Here is a 19151-nt window from a genome sequence, read left to right as displayed (position 1 = left end):
GGCTATCGGATGAAGAGACTGGTTCTGATCGTGCTGTTGCTGGCGCAACCTGCATGGGCGCAAGTGAAGCCGAAGGATGCTGCCAAGCGGACGGACAATTGCGCGCCGATCGGCCGCACCGAGGATGGCAAGCTGGTCTATTCGATGAGATGCGAGATGCCGCCGAAACCGGTGACCGCCGCTCCTTCTCAGGCGACGCCCGAGCCGCAGGCCGCCTCCGAGCCAGAGACCGAGCGCACCGGCCTGTTCGGCATGTCCTACGACCGTCGTCCGAAAGAATAGTTGCGTCGCCTTGCCTTTCATCACCTGCCGAACTTCTCCTGCAACAGTGGAAATAACCGGTCCGGCTTGAACGGCACTGACGTGAAGCGGATGCCGGTGGCGGCGCGCAGCGCATTACCGAGCGCTGCGATCACGGGATTATAGGGGCTTTCGCTCATCGACTTGGCGCCGAGCGGTCCCAGCGTGTCGCAGGTTTCGGCGAACAGAACCTCGGTGCGAGGCACGTCCGCAAAACAGGGCAGGTGGTAGTCGCGGAAGCGCGGATTGGCGACGCGACCGGCTTCATCGATCATCATCTCCTCATAGAGTGCGGCGCCCAGCCCCTGCGCGACGCCGCCCTCGACCTGGCCGCGGCACTGCATCGGATTGGCGACGCGGCCGGCATCGGCCGCCTGCACGCTCTTCAGGATTTTGATCTCGCCGCTGTGCTTGTTCACGGCGACGCGAAAGCCCTGCACGTTGAAGGCGACCGAGCGCGGCGTGCCCTGCGAATTGCCATCTGCCGACAGTGACATGGGGCGTTGCCGTGCGGCCAGCGCGAGTTCGACAAAGGAGAGATGCCTGCTGCCATGCGCGATGCCGTCGGCTTCGAGCGTGCAGGCGAGCGGATCGCAGGACCAGATCGTCGCAGCAAATGCAGTCAACTTCTGTCTCAGGCTCTCTGCGGCCGCCTGGGTGGCGCGTCCTGCAACAAAGGTGCCGGCCGACCCATAGGCTCCGGTATCGTGGCCGCCATGGGCGGTGTCCGACTGCTTCAGCGCAATCCGATCTACGGTGGTCTGCAGAACCGTTGCGGCGATCTGCCGATGCACGGTGCTGGTGCCGTTGCCGAACTCGGCGGTGCCGACCGTCAGCGTAAAGCCGCCATCCTCGCGCAGTGCGATCGTGGCGTCCGCGACATGTCCGTCCGGCGGCACGGTGTCGATCATGGTCAGCGCGATACCGTCGCCGGTCAGCCACTCCGAAGAGAGGTCTAGTTCGGCCGAACCGTTCGCCATCGCCCGCTCCACGAGATCCAGGCACTGATCAAGCCCGTACGAGCCGTACAGCACGTCGTGATAGCCGTTGTCAGGCGGATAGAGCATGGGATCGCCCGGCTTGACCACGTTGCGCCGTCGCATCTCGAACGGGCTGATCCCAAGCTGGATGGCGAGCTCGTCGATCGCGGCTTCGACCGCGAACAGCGTCTGCGGCAGGCCATAGCCGCGGAAGGCGCCCGATGGCACCGTGTTGGTGAAGGCGACGACCGCATCGACTTTCTTGTTCGGACAGTTGTAAACGCCGAGACACTCGCCGCAGGCATGGAACAGCACGGCGGCGCCGTGATTGCCATAGGCGCCGGTATCGGAGAGCACGTCGAGCTGCAGCGCTGTGAGTTTGCCGTTTGCGTCGGCGCCGGCCTTGACGGTGATCCGCATCGGATGCCGTGTCGAGGTGGCGATGAATTGCTCCTCGCGGGTGAACTCCAGCTTCACCGGACGCCCCGTCTTCAACGCGGCGAGGGTGAGAATATCCTCGACGAACATCTCCTGCTTGCCGCCGAACCCGCCGCCGACGCGTTCGCAGAACACCCGGACCTTGTCGGGCGGCAGATCGAAGATCCGGCACAGCGCACGCCGCGTCAGGAACGGCACCTGCGTCGAGGAACGGACGTTCAGGATGCCCGCGTCATCGATCCAGGCGAGGCCGCCATGGGTTTCCAACGCGGCATGCTGCACGCGTTGGGTCGTGAACGTGCCCTCATAGGTGACGGCGGAGTTCGCCAGTGCGGTCGCGACATCGCCATATTCACCGTGGCTTTCCGCGACGATGTTGCGAGCCGCGCCGAAGATGCGCTGCTCCGGCGTGCGGTCCGGATGCAACAGCGGTGCGCCCGGCGCGATCGCGAGCGCAGGATCGAACACGGCGGGCAGCAGTTCGTAGTCGATCGCGAGACGCCGGCAGCCTTCCTCGGCTGCGGCCTCGGTCTCGGCGATGACGGCGGCGACCTTCTGCCCAATGAAGCGGACGACATCGTCCAGCACTCGCGTGTCCTCCGGATCCATCCACGCCTTCTCGTGCTGGCCGGTGGAGAACAAGGTGGCGGGGGCATCCTCAGGAGTCAGCACCATCACGACGCCGGGCACGGCAAGCGCGGCCGCGGTGTCGATGGCTCTGATGCGCGCATGCGCATGCGGGGAGCGCGCGAGCTTGATGTGCAGCAGGCCGTCGATCTCGGTATCGAAAGTGTAGCGCACGGCGCCGCGCACCACTTGCGGGCCAGCGGGCGCGGGCAGGCTGCGGCCGAAGGCCTCGCCTGCCGCGACATGCTCGACATGGATCTCGCCCTTGAGCGCATCCTCGATGGCGCGATAGCCTGTGCAGCGGCAGATGTTGCCCTTCAGCGCGGCGCCGAGATCCTGCCGCTGCGCCTGGTTGAGCGAGGCGCAGGTCAGGATCATGCCTGACGTGCAGAAGCCGCATTGGAACGCCTGTGCATCGAGGAAGGCCTGCTGCATCGGATGGATGCCGCCTTCGCCCGCGAGCCCTTCGATCGTGGTGATCATGTGATCCTCGGCGCGGAAGGCCGGGATCAGGCAGCTATGCACCGGTTCGCCGTCGAGCAGCACGGTGCAGGCGCCGCAGTCGCCGGCATCGCAGCCTTTCTTGACGCCGAAATGGCCGGTCTCACGCAGAAAGGTGCGCAGGCATTGGCCCGGTCGCGGTGTCGCAAAGATGTCCTTGCCGTTGACCTGATAGCTCATGGCCGCGCCTGGTCCACAAGTTCGCCGCGCACCTGCTCCGCAAGCCGCAAGGTCATGGCCTGGCGCCAAGCTGGCTTGCCATGGATGTCGTCGTGATAGAGTCCGTCCGGCACGTCGCGCAGGATCGCGTCGCGCAATTCATCGCTGTCGGGTGGCGCTGCAAAGCGGAGCTGGATCGGCCGCTTGGTCGATGCCGTGACCGTGAGCGTTAGATCGTTATCATGACCGCGCGTGCCGATCACCAGCGCGCCCGAGCGTCCGACCGCCGTCAGCGAGACTTGCCGAAAGGCGGCGCGGCGCTTCAGCGCGGCGCGCGGCACATCGATCTGGCGCAAGAGATCGCCTGGTGTCAGCGTGGTGCGTTGGGGACCAGTGATGAAATCGTCGACCTTGATCATCCGTTCGCTGCCGTCGGACTTCCAGATGGTGCAGACCCCATCGAGCGCCGCCAGCAGCGAGATCATCGGTCCGGCCGGCAGCGCCATGCAGAGATTGCCGCCGACCGTCGCCGTCTTCCAGATCTTAAACGAGGCGAGAAAGGCCCGGCAGCATTGATTGATCAACGGCGCGGCAAGCCAGTCGGAAGGGCAGGCCAGCGCATCGAGCGCGGCGACGGTACAGGTGGCTGAGATCGAGAGGCCAGCCTCGCTGATCGTCAGCGGGGGCCATCTCAAATCGGTGAGATCGATCAGCCGCGACAGGTGGACCTGTGGTTCCGAGAACAGCCAGGTGCCGCCGGCAAGCCAGGCATCGCCCTCCTGCCAGCGGGGCAGCTCGGCGCGGCTCCTTGGGCGGATCACCGCGGTGATGGTGTTCAGGTCCATATCGACATCGGCTGCATCGCTTCGCGAACGGAATCCTTGCAAGACCGGCGCCAACTGGCAATAGGAAGGAATTGGCCCTTCAATTGCACTTTCAATTGCGGTGTCATTCGGGGCGGAGGGAAGGCAATCGTGAGCGAGACGCAGCCGATCTGGATCAAGGATCCTCTCGCTATCCTGGCTGACGGGGCCGAGCGCGGCGTCGTGGTCAGCGAAGGACACATCGTCGAGCTGGTCGGGGCGGGGCAGGGGCCGATGACGCCGGGCACGGCCGTCTTCGACGCCACCGCGCATGTGGTGATTCCGGGACTGATCAACACCCATCACCATTTCTACCAGACGCTGACGCGGGCGATGCCGGCTGCGATGGACCGCGAGCTGTTTCCCTGGCTGAAGGCGCTCTATCCGGTCTGGGCGCGGCTGACGCCCGAGGCGCTCGACCTGGCCGTCACAGTGGCGATGGCCGAGCTGATGCTGTCGGGCTGCACCACCACGACTGATCATCACTACGTGTTCCCGTCCGGCCTCGAGGACGCCATTGATATCGAGGTCGCCGCCGCGCAGCGGCTGGGCTTGCGGGTGCTTTTGACACGCGGCTCGATGAACCGTTCGCAGCGCGACGGCGGGCTGCCGCCCGACAGCGTGGTGCAAGATGAAGATACCATCCTCGCCGACAGCGCGCGGCTGGTCGCGAAACATCACCAGCGCGGGCCTGATGCGATGGTGCAGATCGCGCTCGCCCCATGCTCGCCATTCTCGGTGACGACCTCGTTGATGCGGGCGACGGCCGATCTGGCCGAGAAGCTCGACGTCCGCCTGCACACCCATCTCGCCGAGACCGAGGACGAGAACCGCTTCTGCGAGGAGATCCATGGCTGCCGCCCGCTGGATTATCTCGAGCAATGCGGCTGGCTGAACCATCGCACGTGGCTGGCGCACGGAATCTTCTTCAACGTCGATGAGATGAAACGGCTCGGCAAGGCGAAAACCGCGATCAGTCATTGCGCCTGCTCGAACCAGATCCTGGCCTCCGGATGCTGTCCGGTCTGCGAGATGGAGGCGGCGGGCGTTGCGATCGGGCTCGGCGTCGACGGCTCGGCGTCGAACGACGGATCGAACCTGATGCAGGAAGTGCGGGCTGCGTTCCTGTTGCAACGGGCGCGCTATGGCGTCGGTCGAGTCAGCCACAGGGATGCGCTGCGCTGGGCGACGCAGGGGTCGGCGGCCTGCATCGGCCGGCCTGAGCTGGGCGAAATCGCGGTGGGAAAGGCGGCTGATCTGGCGCTGTTCAAGCTCGACGAACTGCGCTTCTCCGGCGCCGGCGATCCGCTCGCCGCGCTCGTGCTCTGCGCCGCGCACCGCGCCGACCGGGTGATGATCGGCGGCCATTGGCGCGTCATCGACGGCAGCATTCCGGGGCTCGATGTCACTGAGCTGATCCGCAATCACAGCGCGGCGGCACGGCAGCTGCAGGCGGGCTGAGGGCCATCGTCACGCCACCTGCGTTTCCAGGAAGCGCTCGGCGTAATGGCAGGCGATGAGGCGGCCGTCGAGCGGGCGCAGCAGCGGACGCTGCGCGCGGCAGAGATCAGTCACATAGGGGCAGCGGGTCGAGAACACGCAGCCATCAGGCGGACTAAGCGGCGATGGCAATTCACCCTTCGGCACGGTCCGCTGGCGTTTGCGGCCAAGGCCCGGAGTCGCATCGACCAGGGCCTGCGCGTAGGGATGCAACGGCCGGGCGAAGATGCGCTCCTTGGACCCATGCTCCATCACCACGCCCAGATACATGATCATCACATCGTCGGCGAGGTGACGCACCACGCCGAGATCGTGCGAGATGAAGAGATAGGCCAGCTTAAGCTCCCGCTGCAGGTCGACCAGAAGGTTGATGACTTGCGCCTGCACCGACATGTCGAGCGCGGAGACCGGCTCGTCGGCCACCAGCAGCTTCGGCCGCAACATCAAAGCGCGCGCGATCGCGATGCGCTGGCGCTGGCCGCCGGAGAACATGTGCGGATAGCGGCCATAATGCTCGGGCCGCAGCCCGACCTTCGCCATCATGTCGAGTGCCTGCGCCCGCCGCTCCTCTTTCGAGAGGCTGGTGTTGATAATCAGCGGCTCCTCGAGGATGGCGCCGACGCGCTTGCGCGGATTGAGCGAACCATAGGGGTTCTGAAACACGATCTGCACGGTGCGGCGCAACCTCTTCGCGGCACCGGCGGGCGGATTCACGGCGTCGAGCCCGTCCAGGATCAGCGTGCCGGCGCTCGGCTTTTCGATGAGAGTGACGAGCCGGGCGAGAGTGGATTTGCCGCAACCGGATTCGCCGACCACCGCCAGCGTCTTGCCGGCTTCGATCGCGAACGACACGCCGCCAACGGCCTGCAGATGTGCCGGGGCGCGGAACAGGCCCTGCTTGATCTCGTAGCTGCGCTTGAGATGGGTGGCGGTGACGAGTGCGGTCATGATGCCGTCTCGCGCGCAGGGATTGGCGCCTCGCCGGCCCTTCTCCGATCTGCCGCGATGCGTTCATCCCGCGAGGGATCGCCGAGCGGATAGTGGCAACGGATCAGGCCGTCGCCCCAGGGGCGCAGGTCCGGGCGCACCTCGTCGGTCAGTGGCGTCGCATACTGGCAGCGTGGACTGAAGAGACAGCCCGACGGGCGATCGTAGGCGCCCGGCACGACGCCCGGGATGGTGGCGAGCCGTCCGCCGTCGCTTGCCTCCGGGCGCGCCGCCAGCAGGGCGGCCGTATAGGGATGCTGCGGCGAGGCGAACAGGCTCGCGGTCGGCCGCTGCTCCATGATCTGGCCCGCATACATGACGGCGACCCGCTCGGTGGTGTCCGAGACGACACCCATGTTGTGCGTGATGAGGATGAGCGCCATGCCGCGGTCGCGCTGCAGGGACAGCAGGAGATCGAGGATCTGTGCCTGGATCGTGACATCGAGCGCCGTGGTCGGCTCATCGGCGATCAGGAGTTTTGGATTGCAGGCGATCGCCATCGCGATCATGACGCGCTGGTTCATGCCGCCCGAGAGCTGGTGCGGATAGGCCGACAGCCGGCTCTCCGCGGCGGGAATGCCGACCTGCTCCAGCAACTCGATCACGCGCCGCCGCGCGGCCTTGCGGCCCATCCCCTCATGGACGCGCAATGTCTCGGCCAACTGATAGCCGATCGTGAACGAGGGGTTGAGCGAGGTCGTCGGCTCCTGAAAGATCATCGCGACGTCCTTGCCGGTGAGGGCGCGCCGCTCGCGATCGGACAGCGTCTGCAGATCGCGTCCCTCGAACAACAGCCTGTCCGCCTGGACGCGTCCCGGATAGGGTACCAGCCCCATCAGGGCCAGCATTGTGATGCTCTTGCCGGATCCGGATTCGCCGACAATGCCCAGCACCTCGCCTTTTTCGAGCGTGATGCTGACGCCATCCACAGCGCGCACCATGCCGTTCTGCGACGGAAATGCGACCGACAGATTTTCAATCTCGAGCAGCGGCATCGGATCGTCTTCAATAGCTTGCGTGCATCATCGTTTGAGCTTGGGATCGAGCGCGTCGCGCAGCCCGTCGCCGAGAAGATTGAACGCGAGCACGGTCAGGAGGATCGCCAAGCCCGGCAGCGTGACGACCCACCAGGCTCGCAGCACGAATTCGCGCGCGTCCGCCAGCATGGTGCCCCATTCGGGCAAAGGCGGCTGTGCGCCGAGACCGAGAAAGCCGAGCGCGGCCGCGTCCAGGATCGCGGTCGAGATGCCGAGCGTCGCCTGCACGATCAGAGGGGCCGCGCAATTCGGCAGCACCTCCTTAAACATCAGGCGCAGCCGGCCGGCGCCCGCGACCTTGGCCGCGATGACGTAATCCTTCGAGACCTCGCTGATCACGGCGGCGCGCGCGATCCGCACGTAATGCGGCAGCAGCACGATCGCGACCGCCAGCATGGCGTTCATCAGCCCAGGCCCAAGGATCGCGACGATCACGATCGCGAGCAGAAGGCTCGGCAGCGTCAACGTGATGTCCATCAGCCGCATGATCGCGATCTCGACCACGCCGCGGAAGAAGCCCGCCACCAGGCCGAGGATCGTTCCTGAAATCACTGACAACGCCACCACCGCGATGCCGATCAAAAGCGACAGCCGCGCGCCATGGATGAGGCGGGACAGAATATCGCGGCCGATCGCGTCGGTGCCGAGCGGATGGGCGATCGATCCGCCCTGCTGCCAGAATGGAGGCTTCAGAAAGACCGCATTGTTGGTGAGGACAGGCGAATGCGGCGCGACGACGTTGGCGAACAGCGCGAGCAGAATCAGCATCGCGATCACGATGAGGCCCGCGACGGCACCCCCATTCTTCTTGAAGTCGTACCAGAACTCCAGCAATGGCGACGGCGGCGTGCCTGCTTGCGTAAGGACAATGCGGGTTGGGAGGTTCTCGGCGCTCATCGCATGTACCGGATGCGGGGATTGATCAGCCCATAGGCGACGTCAACCAGCAGATTGACGCTCATGACGATCGCGCCGATCAACAGCGTCCCGCCCTGCAGCACGGGATAGTCGCGGCGATTTATGCCCTCGATCAGCCATTTGCCCACGCCTGGCCATGAGAAGATCGTCTCGGTCAGGATCGCGCCGGTAAACAGCACGCCGACCTGCAGCCCGATCACCGTCACCACCGGGATCAGCGCGTTGCGTAGCGCATGGATCGCGATCACCCGGAATGGCGGCAATCCCTTGGCGCGGGCGGTGCGGATATAATCCTCGCCCAGGACCTCCAGCATGGCCGAGCGCGTCATGCGGGCGATCACCGCGAGCGGCACCGTGCCGAGCACGATCGCGGGAAGCACGAGATGCGACAGGGCTGAACGAAACGCGTCGACGTCGCCGGCCAGCAGCGTGTCGACGAGCAAGAAGCCGGTCACCGGCTCGATGAAATACTGCAGGCCGATCCGGCCGGACACCGGCGTCCATCCGAGCTGCACCGAAAACAAGAGGATCACCAGCAATCCCCACCAGAAGATCGGCATCGAATAGCCGGTGAGCGAGATCCCCATCACGCCGTGATCGAAGATCGAGTTGCGCCGGATCGCAGCGATGACGCCGGCCGGCAATCCCACGCACAGCGCAAACAGGATCGCGCAAACCGAGAGTTCGACGGTGGCCGGAAACAAGGTTTCGAACTCTTCGATCACCGGCTCATGGGTGACGATCGAACGGCCGAGGTCGCCACGCACCAGCCGCGACAGATAGAGGCCATATTGCACCAGCACCGGCTGATCGAAGCCGTAATCCTTGCGCAACTGCGCCAGCCGTGCCGGATCGATGCCGCGTTCGCCCGCCATCGTCTCGATGGGATCGCCCGGGATCAAGCGGATCAGCACGAACACGAGCAATGTGATTCCGATGAAGGTCGGAACTACGAGGCTCAGCCGGGTCAAAAAGAATCGCAGCATGCCGTTCTCTGTCATCTCCCATGAAGGGCCGCGGAGGTGCACGCATGTTGCGGCGAACTCAGTGTTTACCTCGCCCCGCTTGCGGGGAGAGGTCGGATTGCATCGTCAGATGCAATCCGGGTGAGGGGGTACAGGTCTCAACACGCACACCGATCGGGCGTCTGCCCCTCACCCCAACCCTCTCCCCGTGACGAACGGGGAGAGGGAGCCTGCCGCCTTCTGCGCTACAGCTTAGCTATCAGGGGCACTCTGCGGAGCAGCGCAGGCTGCTCCGCCCTCATCTTCCGCTAATCCTTGACATCGACGCCGTAGAAGGTGTGCCGTCCGAACGGCGACAGTTTGAAATCGACCACGCGCTTGCTCACGGGCTTCAACTGCACCGCGTGAGCGATGGTGAACCACGGCGCCTGTTCTTTGAAGATCACCTGAGCCTCTGCGTAGAGCTTGGCACGTTCAGCCTGGTCGCTGACAGTCTTGGCCTTCACGACCAGATCGTCAAACGGCTTGTAGCAGAACTTGGCGATGTTCGATCCCGATGCCGATTGCGCGGAGGCGCAGCCCAGCAACGTATGCAGGAAGTTGTCGGGATCGCCATTGTCGCCGGTCCAGCCGTACATGCCCATCTGGTGCTCGCCGGTCTGGAGCCGCTTGCGATACTCGCCCCATTCGAACGTCTTGATCTCGGCCTTGACGCCGATCTTGGCAAGGTCGGCCTGCATCAGCTCCGCAATCCTCTTGGCGTTCGGATTGTAGGGCCGCTGCACCGGCATGGCCCACAAATCGGTTTCGAAGCCGTTCGGGAGTCCAGCCTCGGCAAGAAGCTTCTTGGCCGCGTCCGGGTCGTACGGGTCGTCCTTGACGTCGTCGTTGTAGGACCACATCGAAGGTGGAATCGGGTTCTTGGCCGCGATGCCGGTCGACAGATACACGGCGTCGATGATCGCTTTCTTGTTGATCGCCATGCTGACGGCCTTGCGCACGCGCACGTCGTCGAACGGCTTCTTCTGCGTGTTGAACGCCAGATAGCCGACGTTGAGACCCGGCTGTTCCAGGACCGTGACGTTGGGGTCCTTCCTGATCGTGTCCATGTCGGCCGGGTTCGGATACGGCATCACGTCGCATTCGCCTTCCTGGAGCTTGGCCCAGCGAACGGATGCATCGGGTGTGATCGCATAGACGAGGTCGTCGATCTTGGCCTTGCCGCCCCAGTATTGCGGAAACGCCTTGTACCGGATCACGGCGTCCTTTTGATACTGCACGAGATAGAACGGGCCGGTGCCGATCGGATCCTGGTCGATCTTCTCGGGCGTACCGGCCTTCAGCATGGCGTCGGCATATTCTCTCGACTGGATCGCCGCGAATGGCATTGCGAGATCGGCGAGGAACGGGGCTTCCGGCTGATTGAGCGTCACCTTGATCGTATAGTCGTCGATCTTCTCGACCGACTTCAACAGCTTCGCCATTGCCATATCGCCGAAATACGAATGGTTCGGGCTCGTCACCTTGAAATACGGATTGTCGTCCTTCCATTGCCGTTCGATCGAGAACAGGACGTCATCGGCGTTGAAGTCGCGCGTCGGCTTGAACGACTTGGTCGAATGCCACTTCACGCCCTTGCGCAAGTTGAAGGTGTAGGTGGTGCCATCAGGCGAAATCGTCCATGTCTCGGCGAGGCCCGGCACCACTTGCGTGCCGCCACGCTCGAATTCGACGATGCGGTTGTAGATGGGCTCATTGCCATCGAACGACGTGCCGGTCGTGTTGACGCCGGGATAAAAATTCTCCGGACTGCCTTCCGAGCAGAAAACCAAGGTCTTGGCGAAAGCGGCCGGAGCCGCCACCAGCACTGATGCGCAGACGGCGGCGAGCAGGGTTGATTTGTTCACGGTTAGGAACTCCCGGTGATTCCGTCGGGCGCATTTGACCCAGGCGGCGAAGACGTTTCGTACGACCTTGCTATCGCGAGTTGCGGCTGTCAATGGTGCCAAGGTAATGCTCATCGAAGCACGATGTAGACGATCTGGCGGCGGATGCACCGTCTCCGACTACTTGCCCTGCATCTTGTCGTAGACGCCCTTTAATTGCGGGAAGTTGGGCAAATCGATTCTGCGATGGTCGCGAGAGCCGAACCACGAGCACGGTCGGCTCTCTCCCCCGCTAGCGGGGGAGAGGTGGAGAGGGGGAGAGGGGGCGGACACGGCAAACTCTTTGTTGTGTGGCTTGCCCCCACCCTGACCCTCCCCCGCACGCGGGGGAGGGAGGTCATCAACAGCACCGTTTCCTTGCTACTTCCCCGGCACCTTGTCGTCGACGCCCTTGACGTAGAAGTTCATGCCAAGGATCTGGGCGTCGTCGAGATGATCGCCGCCCTTGCATTCGATCTCCTTGCCATCCTGGCCGAGCACCGGACATTTGAACGGATGCAGCTTGCCCGCGGTGATCGCGGCCTGGGTCTCCTCGGCCAGCTTCTTCACGTCATCGGGCATGTTGGTGTAGGGCGCCATCTCGAACATCTTGGAATCGAGCCCGCCCCAGGTGTTCTCCTCTTTCCATGTGCCGTCGAGCTCGGCCTTGACGCGCGAGATGTAGTAGGGTGCCCAGGTGTCGAGGATCGAGGTGAGCTGCGCCTTCGGGCCGAACTTGATCATCTCGGAGTCCTGGCCGAAGGCGAGCTTGCCGCGCTCTTCGGCTACCTGCATCGCCGCCGGGCTATCAGTGTGCTGCATGATGATATCGGCGCCCTGATCGAGCAGCGCCTTGGCCGCATCGGCTTCCTTGCCGGGGTCGAACCAGGTGTTGACCCAGATGATCTTGACCTTGATATCCGGATTGATCGACTGCGCGCCGAGCATCGTGGCGTTGATGCCGGAGATCACCTCGGGGATCGGGAACGAGCCGATATAGCCGAGCACGCCGGCCTTGGACATTTTCGCCGCGATCTGGCCCTGGATATAGCGGCCCTGATACCAGCGCGCCGAATAGGTCGACATGTTCTTATCGCGCTTGTAGCCGGTAGCGTGCTCGAAATGCACGTTGGGATATTTCTTGGCGACCTTCAGCGTCGGGTCCATGTAGCCGAAGGAGGTTGTGAAGATCAGCTTGTTGCCGGCGCGCACGAGCTGCTCGATCGCGCGCTCGGCGTCAGGTCCTTCGGGAACGTTCTCCAGATAAGTCGTCTCGATCTTGTCGCCGAATTCCTTGACGAGCGCCTGCCGTGCCAGCTCGTGCTGATAGGTCCAGCCCAAATCGCCGATCGGCCCGAGATAGATGAAGCCGACCTTCAGCTTGTCGGCGGCGATTGCCGCGCTACTGAAACTGCCGGCCACGAGGAGGGCGGCGAATGCAGCGAAAAGCCTTTTCATCATCAATGATCTCCATAACGGTTAGGGTCAACTTGCAGGTCCGGGCGCCGCGCCCCATCGCACGCGCTCCGACGATTTTGGTTTCACCTGTCAGGCACGAACACGGTGCCGAGCGCAGCCGGTGCCGTCGAGCCGCTGCGGCGCGTGCGCGACAGCAGCACCAGCACGATGACAGTGGCGAGATAGGGCAGCGCCGACATGAATTGCGAGGGAATGCCGATGCCCGCTCCTTGCGCGTGCAGCTGCAGGATCGTGACCGCGCCAAACAGATAGGCGCCGATCACGAGCCGGCTCGGACGCCAGGAGGAGAACACGACCAGTGCCAGCGCGATCCAGCCGCGGCCTGCCGTCATGCCCGGGATGAAGAAGGGCGTATAGGCGAGCGGCAGGTAAGCGCCGGCAAGCCCGGCACAGGCGCCGCCGAACATGACGGCGAGCAGGCGGATGCGCAGCACGGGATAGCCGAGCGCATGCGCCGAAACATGGTTGTCCCCGCAGGCGCGCAGGATCAGGCCGGCGCGGCTGCGATAGAGAAACCACCAAACGCCGATGATGAGCGCGAGCGACAGGTAGACGAAGGCGTCCTCGCCGAACAGGATGCGACCGAGCAGCGGGATCTCGGTGAGGCCGGGGATATGGAGATGCGGTGCGGTCGCGATCCGCTGGCCGACGAAGCCGGCGCCGATCAGCCCGGACAGGCCGGTGCCGAGAATGGTGAGCGCGAGCCCCGTCGCGACCTGGTTGACCGCGAGCGCAAGCGTCATGAGCGCGAAGATCAGCGATAGCGCCGTGCCCGCCAGGACGCCGCACAGCGCGCCGATGACGATCGAGCCGCTGGCCCAGGCGCCACCGAAGCCGCAGGCGGCGCCCACGATCATCATGCCCTCGACGCCGAGATTGAGCACGCCGGAGCGCTCGGTCACCAGCTCGCCGGTGGCCGCGATCAGCAGCGGGGTCGATGCCGCCAGCACCGACAGGACGATCGCTTCAACCAAGTCCATGCGTCACCTGTCGCGAGACCAGACGGAAGCGGTAGAGGATGAACGAGTCGCAGGCGAGCACGTAGAACAGCAGGATGCCCTGGAACACCTTGGTTACATCGAGCGGAATCTTCATGGTGATCTGCGCCTGCTCGCCCCCGATGAATGTCAACGCGAGAAACAATCCTGCAATTAATATTCCAACCGGGTTGAGCCGGCCCAGAAACGCAACGATGATCGCGGTGAACCCATAGCCGGGCGAGATGCCGGGCTGCAGATGGCCGATCGGACCTGCGACCTCGATGATGCCGGCAAGCCCGGCGAGCGCGCCTGAGATCGCGAAGGTGAGCAGGATCAGATGGTCGGCGTTGAAGCCGGCGAAGCGCGCCGCGCGAGGCGCCGCGCCGACCACGCGGATCTCGAATCCCATGATGGTCCGGCCGAGCACGACGAAGGCGCAGCCAACGACGAGGAGAGCGATCAGGCTGCCGAGATGCAACCGGCCACCCTCGATCAGCAGCGGCACGGTGGCGACAGGATCGAATTCGGCGGTGGTCGGGAAATTGAAGCCGGCCGGATCGCGCCAGGGGCCGCGGACGAGATAATCGAGCAGGAGTTCGGCGATATAGACCAGCATCAGGCTGGTCAGGATTTCGCTGGCGCCGAACTTGACCCGGCAGAGCGCCGGGATCAGCGCATAGAGCGCGCCGGCCACGGCGCCTGCGAGCAGCATCGCCGGCAGCACCCAGTGACCGGCATCGGTGCCCTGGGTTTTCACCGCGATCCAGCTGCCGGCGACGGCGCCGATCAGGAGCTGGCCTTCGGCGCCAATATTCCAAGCGTTGGCAAGATAACAAAGGGAGAGGCCGACCGCGATCATCACCAGCGGCGTCGCCTTCACTGCAATCTCCTGCAGCGAGTAGCCGTCGGTCAGGGGATCGATGAAATAGACGCCAAGCGCGAGAAGCGGATTCTTGCCGAGCAGGGCGAACAGAAGGCTCATGGTGATGAGCGTGAGCCCGATCGCGATCAGCGGCGATACCAGAGCGATTCCGCGCGACTGCTCGAGGCGCTTTTCAAGCACCAGCTGCATATACAGGCTCCCTGTCTGCGATGCTGCTACCCCCCATCAACAGGCCGAGCTTTTCGCGTGTTGCCTCAGCGCGCGACAAGGATGCCGACAGCCGTCCGTGGAACATCACCGCGATGCGGTCGGCGATCTCGATCAGCTCGTCGAGATCCTGGCTGGTGACCAGGACCGCCGCGCCCGAATCCGCGAGGTCGAGCAGCGCCTGGCGGATCACGGCAGCCGCACCGGCATCAACACCCCAGGTCGGCTGACTGACGATCAGCACGGCGGGTGCGCGCAGGATTTCGCGGCCGACGACGAATTTCTGCAAATTGCCGCCGGACAGGCTCGCGGCCTCCGGATCGCGCTTGGCCTTGCGTACGTCGAACGTCTCGGTGGCGCGGTCGACGGTGCGCAGGGTCGCGGCGGCGTCGACGAAGCCGTGGTGGACCATGTCGCCGGCGGCGTGGCCGGTCAGCAGCGCATTCTCCGACAGCTTCATGCGCGGCGCCGTGCCATGCCCGAGCCGTTCCTCCGGTACGAAAGCCGCGCCGAGCCTGCGGCGCTGGGTGATCGAGAGGTGCCCGCAGGCGATGCCGTCGATGATGACGGTGCCGGGCTCGCCCGCCAGGCGCTCACCTGACAGCGCCGCGAACAGCTCATCCTGGCCGTTGCCGGCAACCCCGGCGATGCCGAGGATTTCGCCGCCCTTCAGCTCCAGCGAGATCTGCTGCAGCCGTACCCCGTGCGTATCCTCCGGTGCGAGGTTAAGGTCGTTGACGACGAGGCGCGGCACGGTGGTGCGGCGCGCGCCGGCCGCCTTCACCTGCTTGACTTCGGTGCCGACCATCATCCGCGCCAGCGAGGCCGCGGTCTCCTGCCGTGGGTCGCACGCGGCGACCTTCTTGCCGGCGCGCAGCACGGTCGCGGTGTCGCACAACAGCTTCACCTCCTCGAGCTTGTGGCTGATGTAGAGGATGGCGCGCCCCTCCGCTTTGAGCCGGTTGAGCACGGTGAAGAGCTGATCGGCCTCCTGCGGCGTCAGCACCGCGGTGGGCTCGTCCAGGATCAGGAATTTCGGGTTCTGCATCAGCACGCGGACGATCTCGATGCGCTGGCGTTCGCCGACCGAGAGCTGCCAGACCTCGCGCTTCGGATCGAGCGGCAGGCCATAGGCGCGCGCGACCTCGTCGAGGCGCGCCGACATCGCCTTGAAGCTTTCCCTGCCGTCGAGGCCGAGCGCGACATTCTCCGCGACGGTGAGGTTCTCGAACAGCGAGAAATGCTGGAACACCATGCCAATGCCAAGCGCGCGCGCCTGAGCCGGGCCGGCCAGCACGAGGCGCCGACCCTGCCAGCGCAGCTCGCCGCTGTCAGGCTGGATCAGCCCATAGATCGCCTTCACCAGGGTGGATTTGCCGGCGCCATTCTCGCCGAGCAGCGCGTGGATCTGTCCCTCGCAGACCTCGATATCGATCGCATCGTTGGCGACGAAGGCGCCGTAGCGCTTGGTGAGCCCAAGCGCCTGCAGCAGCGGTATGTCGCTGGGAGACGGATCGTCGGGGAGGAGCTCTGACATTCGCTGCCGCGCCTGAAGAAGTGTTTGCTGCCTCAATTCTGAGCTAAATCGCTCGGGCAGGTAAGAGGCGAAACGCGCCATCACCTGCTCAGTTTGTGCTCAAATCCCGGCTTGCGCAGCAAGCTCGCGTAGCCGCTGCGCGCCCGCCGCGGGATTGCGTGAGCGGTATCCGGGCGCATCCGGATTGCGGCGATGGCATGTTGCAGATTTGCGACAGTCGCGGCAATTCCGCCTGCGAGGGCAGGGCTGCTTGTTGGATGAGCAGCATCATCTCAACGCCGCGCCTCCCGAGTTTTCGTCGGCAATGACAATCGCCGCATAGCGCTGAGCGGAGTCCGGCCAGCCAGAAAATCTCAGCAATATGAACTACGAAAACCCGAAATCGGGCCAGCTCTCACAACAACTATTAGCCTCGCTACGTGGAAGTCTGATCGCAGGCAAAGCGCGACGACAGGTCCGTCGGCTTGGTCAAAGCTGCGGCAGGTGCTGAAGAAACTTGAGGCTTCCTGCGTTTCACAATCGGCGCAACTCTCCGAACAACAAAGCTTGAATCAGTCGTTACTGACTCGGGGGTGCTGGAAGATGTCGTTTCGCCGCGCGATGATAACGGCCGCCATGCTGGCGGTGGCTGCCTTTGCTTCTACAGGTTTGGCGGGGGCAGCCGACCTGCCGGTCAAGGCAGCCAAGAAGGCGGCGGACCTGCCGTTCTTCCTGGTGATCGACGATCGCGTCACGTTTTCCTGGATGCCGAAGGGCACCGATCCCGGCGTGTTCTCGGTCCGGCCGAACGGCAGCATCAACGGCACGACGGCCAAGCAGGTCTACTCCTTTACCCATTTCGATCTCTGGCAGTACGGCACCAACTTCTTCACGATCTCGGCGCTCAAGTCGGATCATAATGATCCGGCCAACCCCTGCACCAATGCCGGCGTGATCTTCAATCCGGGCACCGGTATTGCGACGCCGGCGTCCTGCGAAGGCGCAACCGAGATCTACGGCCTGTTCCGCTCGACCTTCAGCGGCAACTCGATCTTCAACACCAAGGCATTCAGCTACGGCCCGCTGCACGACATCTCGCTCGAGGTCGGCATGGATGCCAACACCGAGAACAACTATCTGTCGCCGGCCAAGCGCGACGTCGTCGCCGGCCTGCAGTTCGCGTTCGACCTGCCCTACAAGGGCTATGTCGACGTTGCGCCCCTGATGTATTGGGAGTTTCACAATCGCAACGCCTTCACCCAGTGCGGCGGCGGCTTCGCCGGCACCATTCCTTATCCGAATGCCGGCGCCAACTGCCTGACCGACGGCAACCGCAGCTTCGATCCGACCTGGGCGGTCGAGGTCAATTACTACATGGATCTCGGCTTCCTGCCGGAGAACATGCAGTTCTGGTCGATCAGCGGCCGCGCCGGCTGGTATGGCAAGAAGGGCTATGAGAACAATCCGCTGGTCGGCGTGAACACGGCGATCGAGCTCAACTCGGAGCCGATCCGCCTCACCTTCGACGCCAGCAAGGCGGTATGGGGTGCGAAGTATTCGCACTTTGTCGATCTCTGGGTGGCGTATCGCTACTGGCAGAACAAGTTCGGCATCGATCACAAGACCAGTGGTGTCTGCAACGTCTCGCCCGGCGTGAGCAATCACACCTGCACCGAGGAGACGGTGTATGGCGGCGTGACCGTGAAGTTCTAGGTCATGATGCGATTAGAAGGAATCGCATCATGATCTCATCTCTTTGATTGAGCATGATCTCCGCGCAAACGCCTTCGGCGTTTGTCGCGAGGGAAAACCGGTTTCCACTTTTCCGGATCATGCTCTAAGGCCTGATCGAAACAGGCTGGGCGGCGGGCGGTGGCGTCGCGCATTTTATGCGCGGCGCCATTTGCCTTGGCATGAGCGCTATCGCTGCCAGACGCCTTCGTGCACGGCCTCAGCTTCATCCCCCAACAGCGGGCCAATCACCTCGGTCGGACGCTGCCCTCTGCTGAAGACTTCGCGGCACGGCAGGTCCAGGGTGGGGTTCTCCGGATGATCGCCGGTCAGCAGGCGCAGCCGCCGCTCGCTGAGGCCATAGACCACGCGGCCGATGCCGGCCCAGTAAATCGCACCGGCGCACATCGCGCAGGGTTCGGCAGAGGAATAGAGCGTCGCCGTCGCCCTGATGTCGTCGGTCAGCGTCCTGCAGGCCTCCGTCGCCAGCAGCCGCTCGGCATGTGCCGTGCTGTCGCGCGCCGGCATGTAGCCGTTTTCCATTTCGATCAGCACCTGGCCCTGCTGATCGACCAGGATCGCCGCGAAGGGATGGTTGCCGTGGGTGAGCGAGCGCCGCGCCACCGCGAACGTCCGGCGCAGCAAGTCTTCGTCGCGATCGCACTGTGCCGGCATTGATGCTCCGTTCGCCATGCCCCATCTCCGTGGCGCGATTCTGCGCTTCAGGGCAGGCTGTTGTCCAAGGAAATCCGGGCGACTAACGTGCCGGTGGAATCATTGAAGGAGAAGACCATGGCGCGTGTGCGTTGTATCACGGAGATGGGCATGGGCGTCGACGTCCATGGCCGGGATGCCACCAAGGCGGCGAAGCGCGCAGTGTCCGACGCCATCCGCCATTCCAGCCTTGGCTTCTTCCGTTTCGTCGGCAAGACGCCGCATGACATGTTCGTCGACGTCACCATCGGCGTGCCGAACCCGGAGGCGGTCGATACCGCCGCGGTCGCCAAGGAGCTGCCTTATGGCACGGTGACCGTGACAGCCGTCAAGGGCGGGCTCGAGATTCCGGCCGAGTCCGGCGGTGATGCGATCATCATGGCCAATGCCGCGGTGCTGGTCAGCCTCGACGACGGCAAGGCGTCGTAGGGGATGTGAGCA

Annotated in this window: 16 protein-coding genes; 4 read left to right on the top strand and 12 right to left on the bottom strand. The window is 64.2% G+C overall.

Annotation, left to right across the window (positions count from 1 at the left end):
• Positions 1 to 9: 9 nt before the first annotated feature.
• Positions 10 to 282, top strand: coding sequence for a hypothetical protein (locus P6U24_RS20930; protein WP_407154404.1), 273 nt, complete (start codon positions 10 to 12; stop codon positions 280 to 282).
• A 20-nt stretch (positions 283 to 302) separates the two neighbouring features.
• Here the strand turns inward: P6U24_RS20930 and P6U24_RS20925 are convergent, their stop codons facing one another.
• The gene (locus P6U24_RS20925; RefSeq protein WP_407154403.1) at positions 303 to 3026 is read right to left on the bottom strand and encodes a molybdopterin-dependent oxidoreductase; all 2724 of its coding nucleotides are present in this window, start codon (positions 3024 to 3026) and stop codon (positions 303 to 305) included.
• Positions 3023 to 3850, bottom strand: a complete 828-nt coding sequence (locus P6U24_RS20920) for an FAD binding domain-containing protein (RefSeq protein WP_407154402.1) — start codon at positions 3848 to 3850, stop codon at positions 3023 to 3025. The genes P6U24_RS20925 and P6U24_RS20920 overlap by 4 nt, the downstream gene beginning before the upstream one ends.
• 129 nt (positions 3851 to 3979) lie before the next feature.
• Here P6U24_RS20920 and P6U24_RS20915 point away from each other — a divergent pair, with 129 nt between their 5' ends.
• Positions 3980 to 5329 carry an 8-oxoguanine deaminase gene (locus P6U24_RS20915; RefSeq protein WP_407154401.1) on the top strand — a complete coding sequence of 450 codons (1350 nt, stop codon included), beginning with the start codon at positions 3980 to 3982 and terminating at the stop codon, positions 5327 to 5329.
• Between the two features lie 9 nt (positions 5330 to 5338).
• Here the strand turns inward: P6U24_RS20915 and P6U24_RS20910 are convergent, their stop codons facing one another.
• The 9 genes from P6U24_RS20910 to P6U24_RS20870 all read right to left on the bottom strand — a co-directional run bounded on the left by P6U24_RS20910 (position 5339) and on the right by P6U24_RS20870 (position 16286).
• Positions 5339 to 6316, bottom strand: a complete 978-nt coding sequence (locus P6U24_RS20910; protein ID WP_407154400.1) for a peptide ABC transporter ATP-binding protein — start codon at positions 6314 to 6316, stop codon at positions 5339 to 5341.
• Positions 6313 to 7350: an ABC transporter ATP-binding protein gene (locus tag P6U24_RS20905; protein WP_407154399.1), complete on the bottom strand. Its 1038-nt coding sequence runs from the start codon at positions 7348 to 7350 to the stop codon at positions 6313 to 6315. Before P6U24_RS20905 ends, P6U24_RS20910 begins: the two co-directional genes overlap by 4 nt.
• Before the next feature lie 27 nt (positions 7351 to 7377).
• Complete coding sequence (locus P6U24_RS20900; RefSeq protein ID WP_407154398.1) at positions 7378 to 8289, bottom strand: ABC transporter permease subunit; 912 nt, start codon at positions 8287 to 8289, stop codon at positions 7378 to 7380.
• A complete protein-coding gene (locus P6U24_RS20895; RefSeq protein ID WP_407154397.1) occupies positions 8286 to 9296 on the bottom strand; it encodes an ABC transporter permease subunit in 1011 nt (336 codons plus the stop codon). The genes P6U24_RS20900 and P6U24_RS20895 overlap by 4 nt, the downstream gene beginning before the upstream one ends.
• Positions 9297 to 9583: 287 nt before the next feature.
• Positions 9584 to 11182 carry an ABC transporter substrate-binding protein gene (locus P6U24_RS20890; RefSeq protein WP_407154396.1) on the bottom strand — a complete coding sequence of 533 codons (1599 nt, stop codon included), beginning with the start codon at positions 11180 to 11182 and terminating at the stop codon, positions 9584 to 9586.
• A 399-nt stretch (positions 11183 to 11581) separates the two neighbouring features.
• Positions 11582 to 12661 (bottom strand): BMP family ABC transporter substrate-binding protein, encoded by a 1080-nt coding sequence (locus tag P6U24_RS20885; RefSeq protein WP_407154395.1) that lies wholly within the window; start codon positions 12659 to 12661, stop codon positions 11582 to 11584.
• Positions 12662 to 12741: 80 nt separating this feature from the next.
• Entirely contained in the window at positions 12742 to 13659 is a 918-nt protein-coding gene (locus P6U24_RS20880; protein ID WP_407154394.1) for an ABC transporter permease, read from the bottom strand.
• Positions 13646 to 14731, bottom strand: coding sequence for an ABC transporter permease (locus P6U24_RS20875; protein ID WP_407154393.1), 1086 nt, complete (start codon positions 14729 to 14731; stop codon positions 13646 to 13648). Before P6U24_RS20875 ends, P6U24_RS20880 begins: the two co-directional genes overlap by 14 nt.
• Positions 14715 to 16286 carry an ABC transporter ATP-binding protein gene (locus P6U24_RS20870; protein ID WP_407154392.1) on the bottom strand — a complete coding sequence of 524 codons (1572 nt, stop codon included), beginning with the start codon at positions 16284 to 16286 and terminating at the stop codon, positions 14715 to 14717. The genes P6U24_RS20875 and P6U24_RS20870 overlap by 17 nt, the downstream gene beginning before the upstream one ends.
• A gap of 582 nt (positions 16287 to 16868) precedes the next feature.
• Between P6U24_RS20870 and P6U24_RS20865 the strand changes: the two genes are divergently transcribed.
• On the top strand, positions 16869 to 17978 hold the full coding sequence (locus P6U24_RS20865) for a hypothetical protein (protein ID WP_407154391.1): 1110 nt from the start codon (positions 16869 to 16871) through the stop codon (positions 17976 to 17978).
• Between the two features lie 207 nt (positions 17979 to 18185).
• Here the strand turns inward: P6U24_RS20865 and P6U24_RS20860 are convergent, their stop codons facing one another.
• Positions 18186 to 18671 carry a nucleoside deaminase gene (locus P6U24_RS20860; RefSeq protein WP_407154390.1) on the bottom strand — a complete coding sequence of 162 codons (486 nt, stop codon included), beginning with the start codon at positions 18669 to 18671 and terminating at the stop codon, positions 18186 to 18188.
• Positions 18672 to 18788: 117 nt separating this feature from the next.
• Here P6U24_RS20860 and P6U24_RS20855 point away from each other — a divergent pair, with 117 nt between their 5' ends.
• Positions 18789 to 19139 carry a Lin0512 family protein gene (locus tag P6U24_RS20855; protein ID WP_407154389.1) on the top strand — a complete coding sequence of 117 codons (351 nt, stop codon included), beginning with the start codon at positions 18789 to 18791 and terminating at the stop codon, positions 19137 to 19139.
• The last annotated feature ends 12 nt before the right edge of the window (positions 19140 to 19151 follow it).

Source organism: Bradyrhizobium sp. STM 3557 (genome assembly GCF_045571465.1).
GTDB lineage: Bacteria > Pseudomonadota > Alphaproteobacteria > Rhizobiales > Xanthobacteraceae > Bradyrhizobium.
This window is presented reverse-complemented; position numbering and strand designations above follow the sequence as displayed.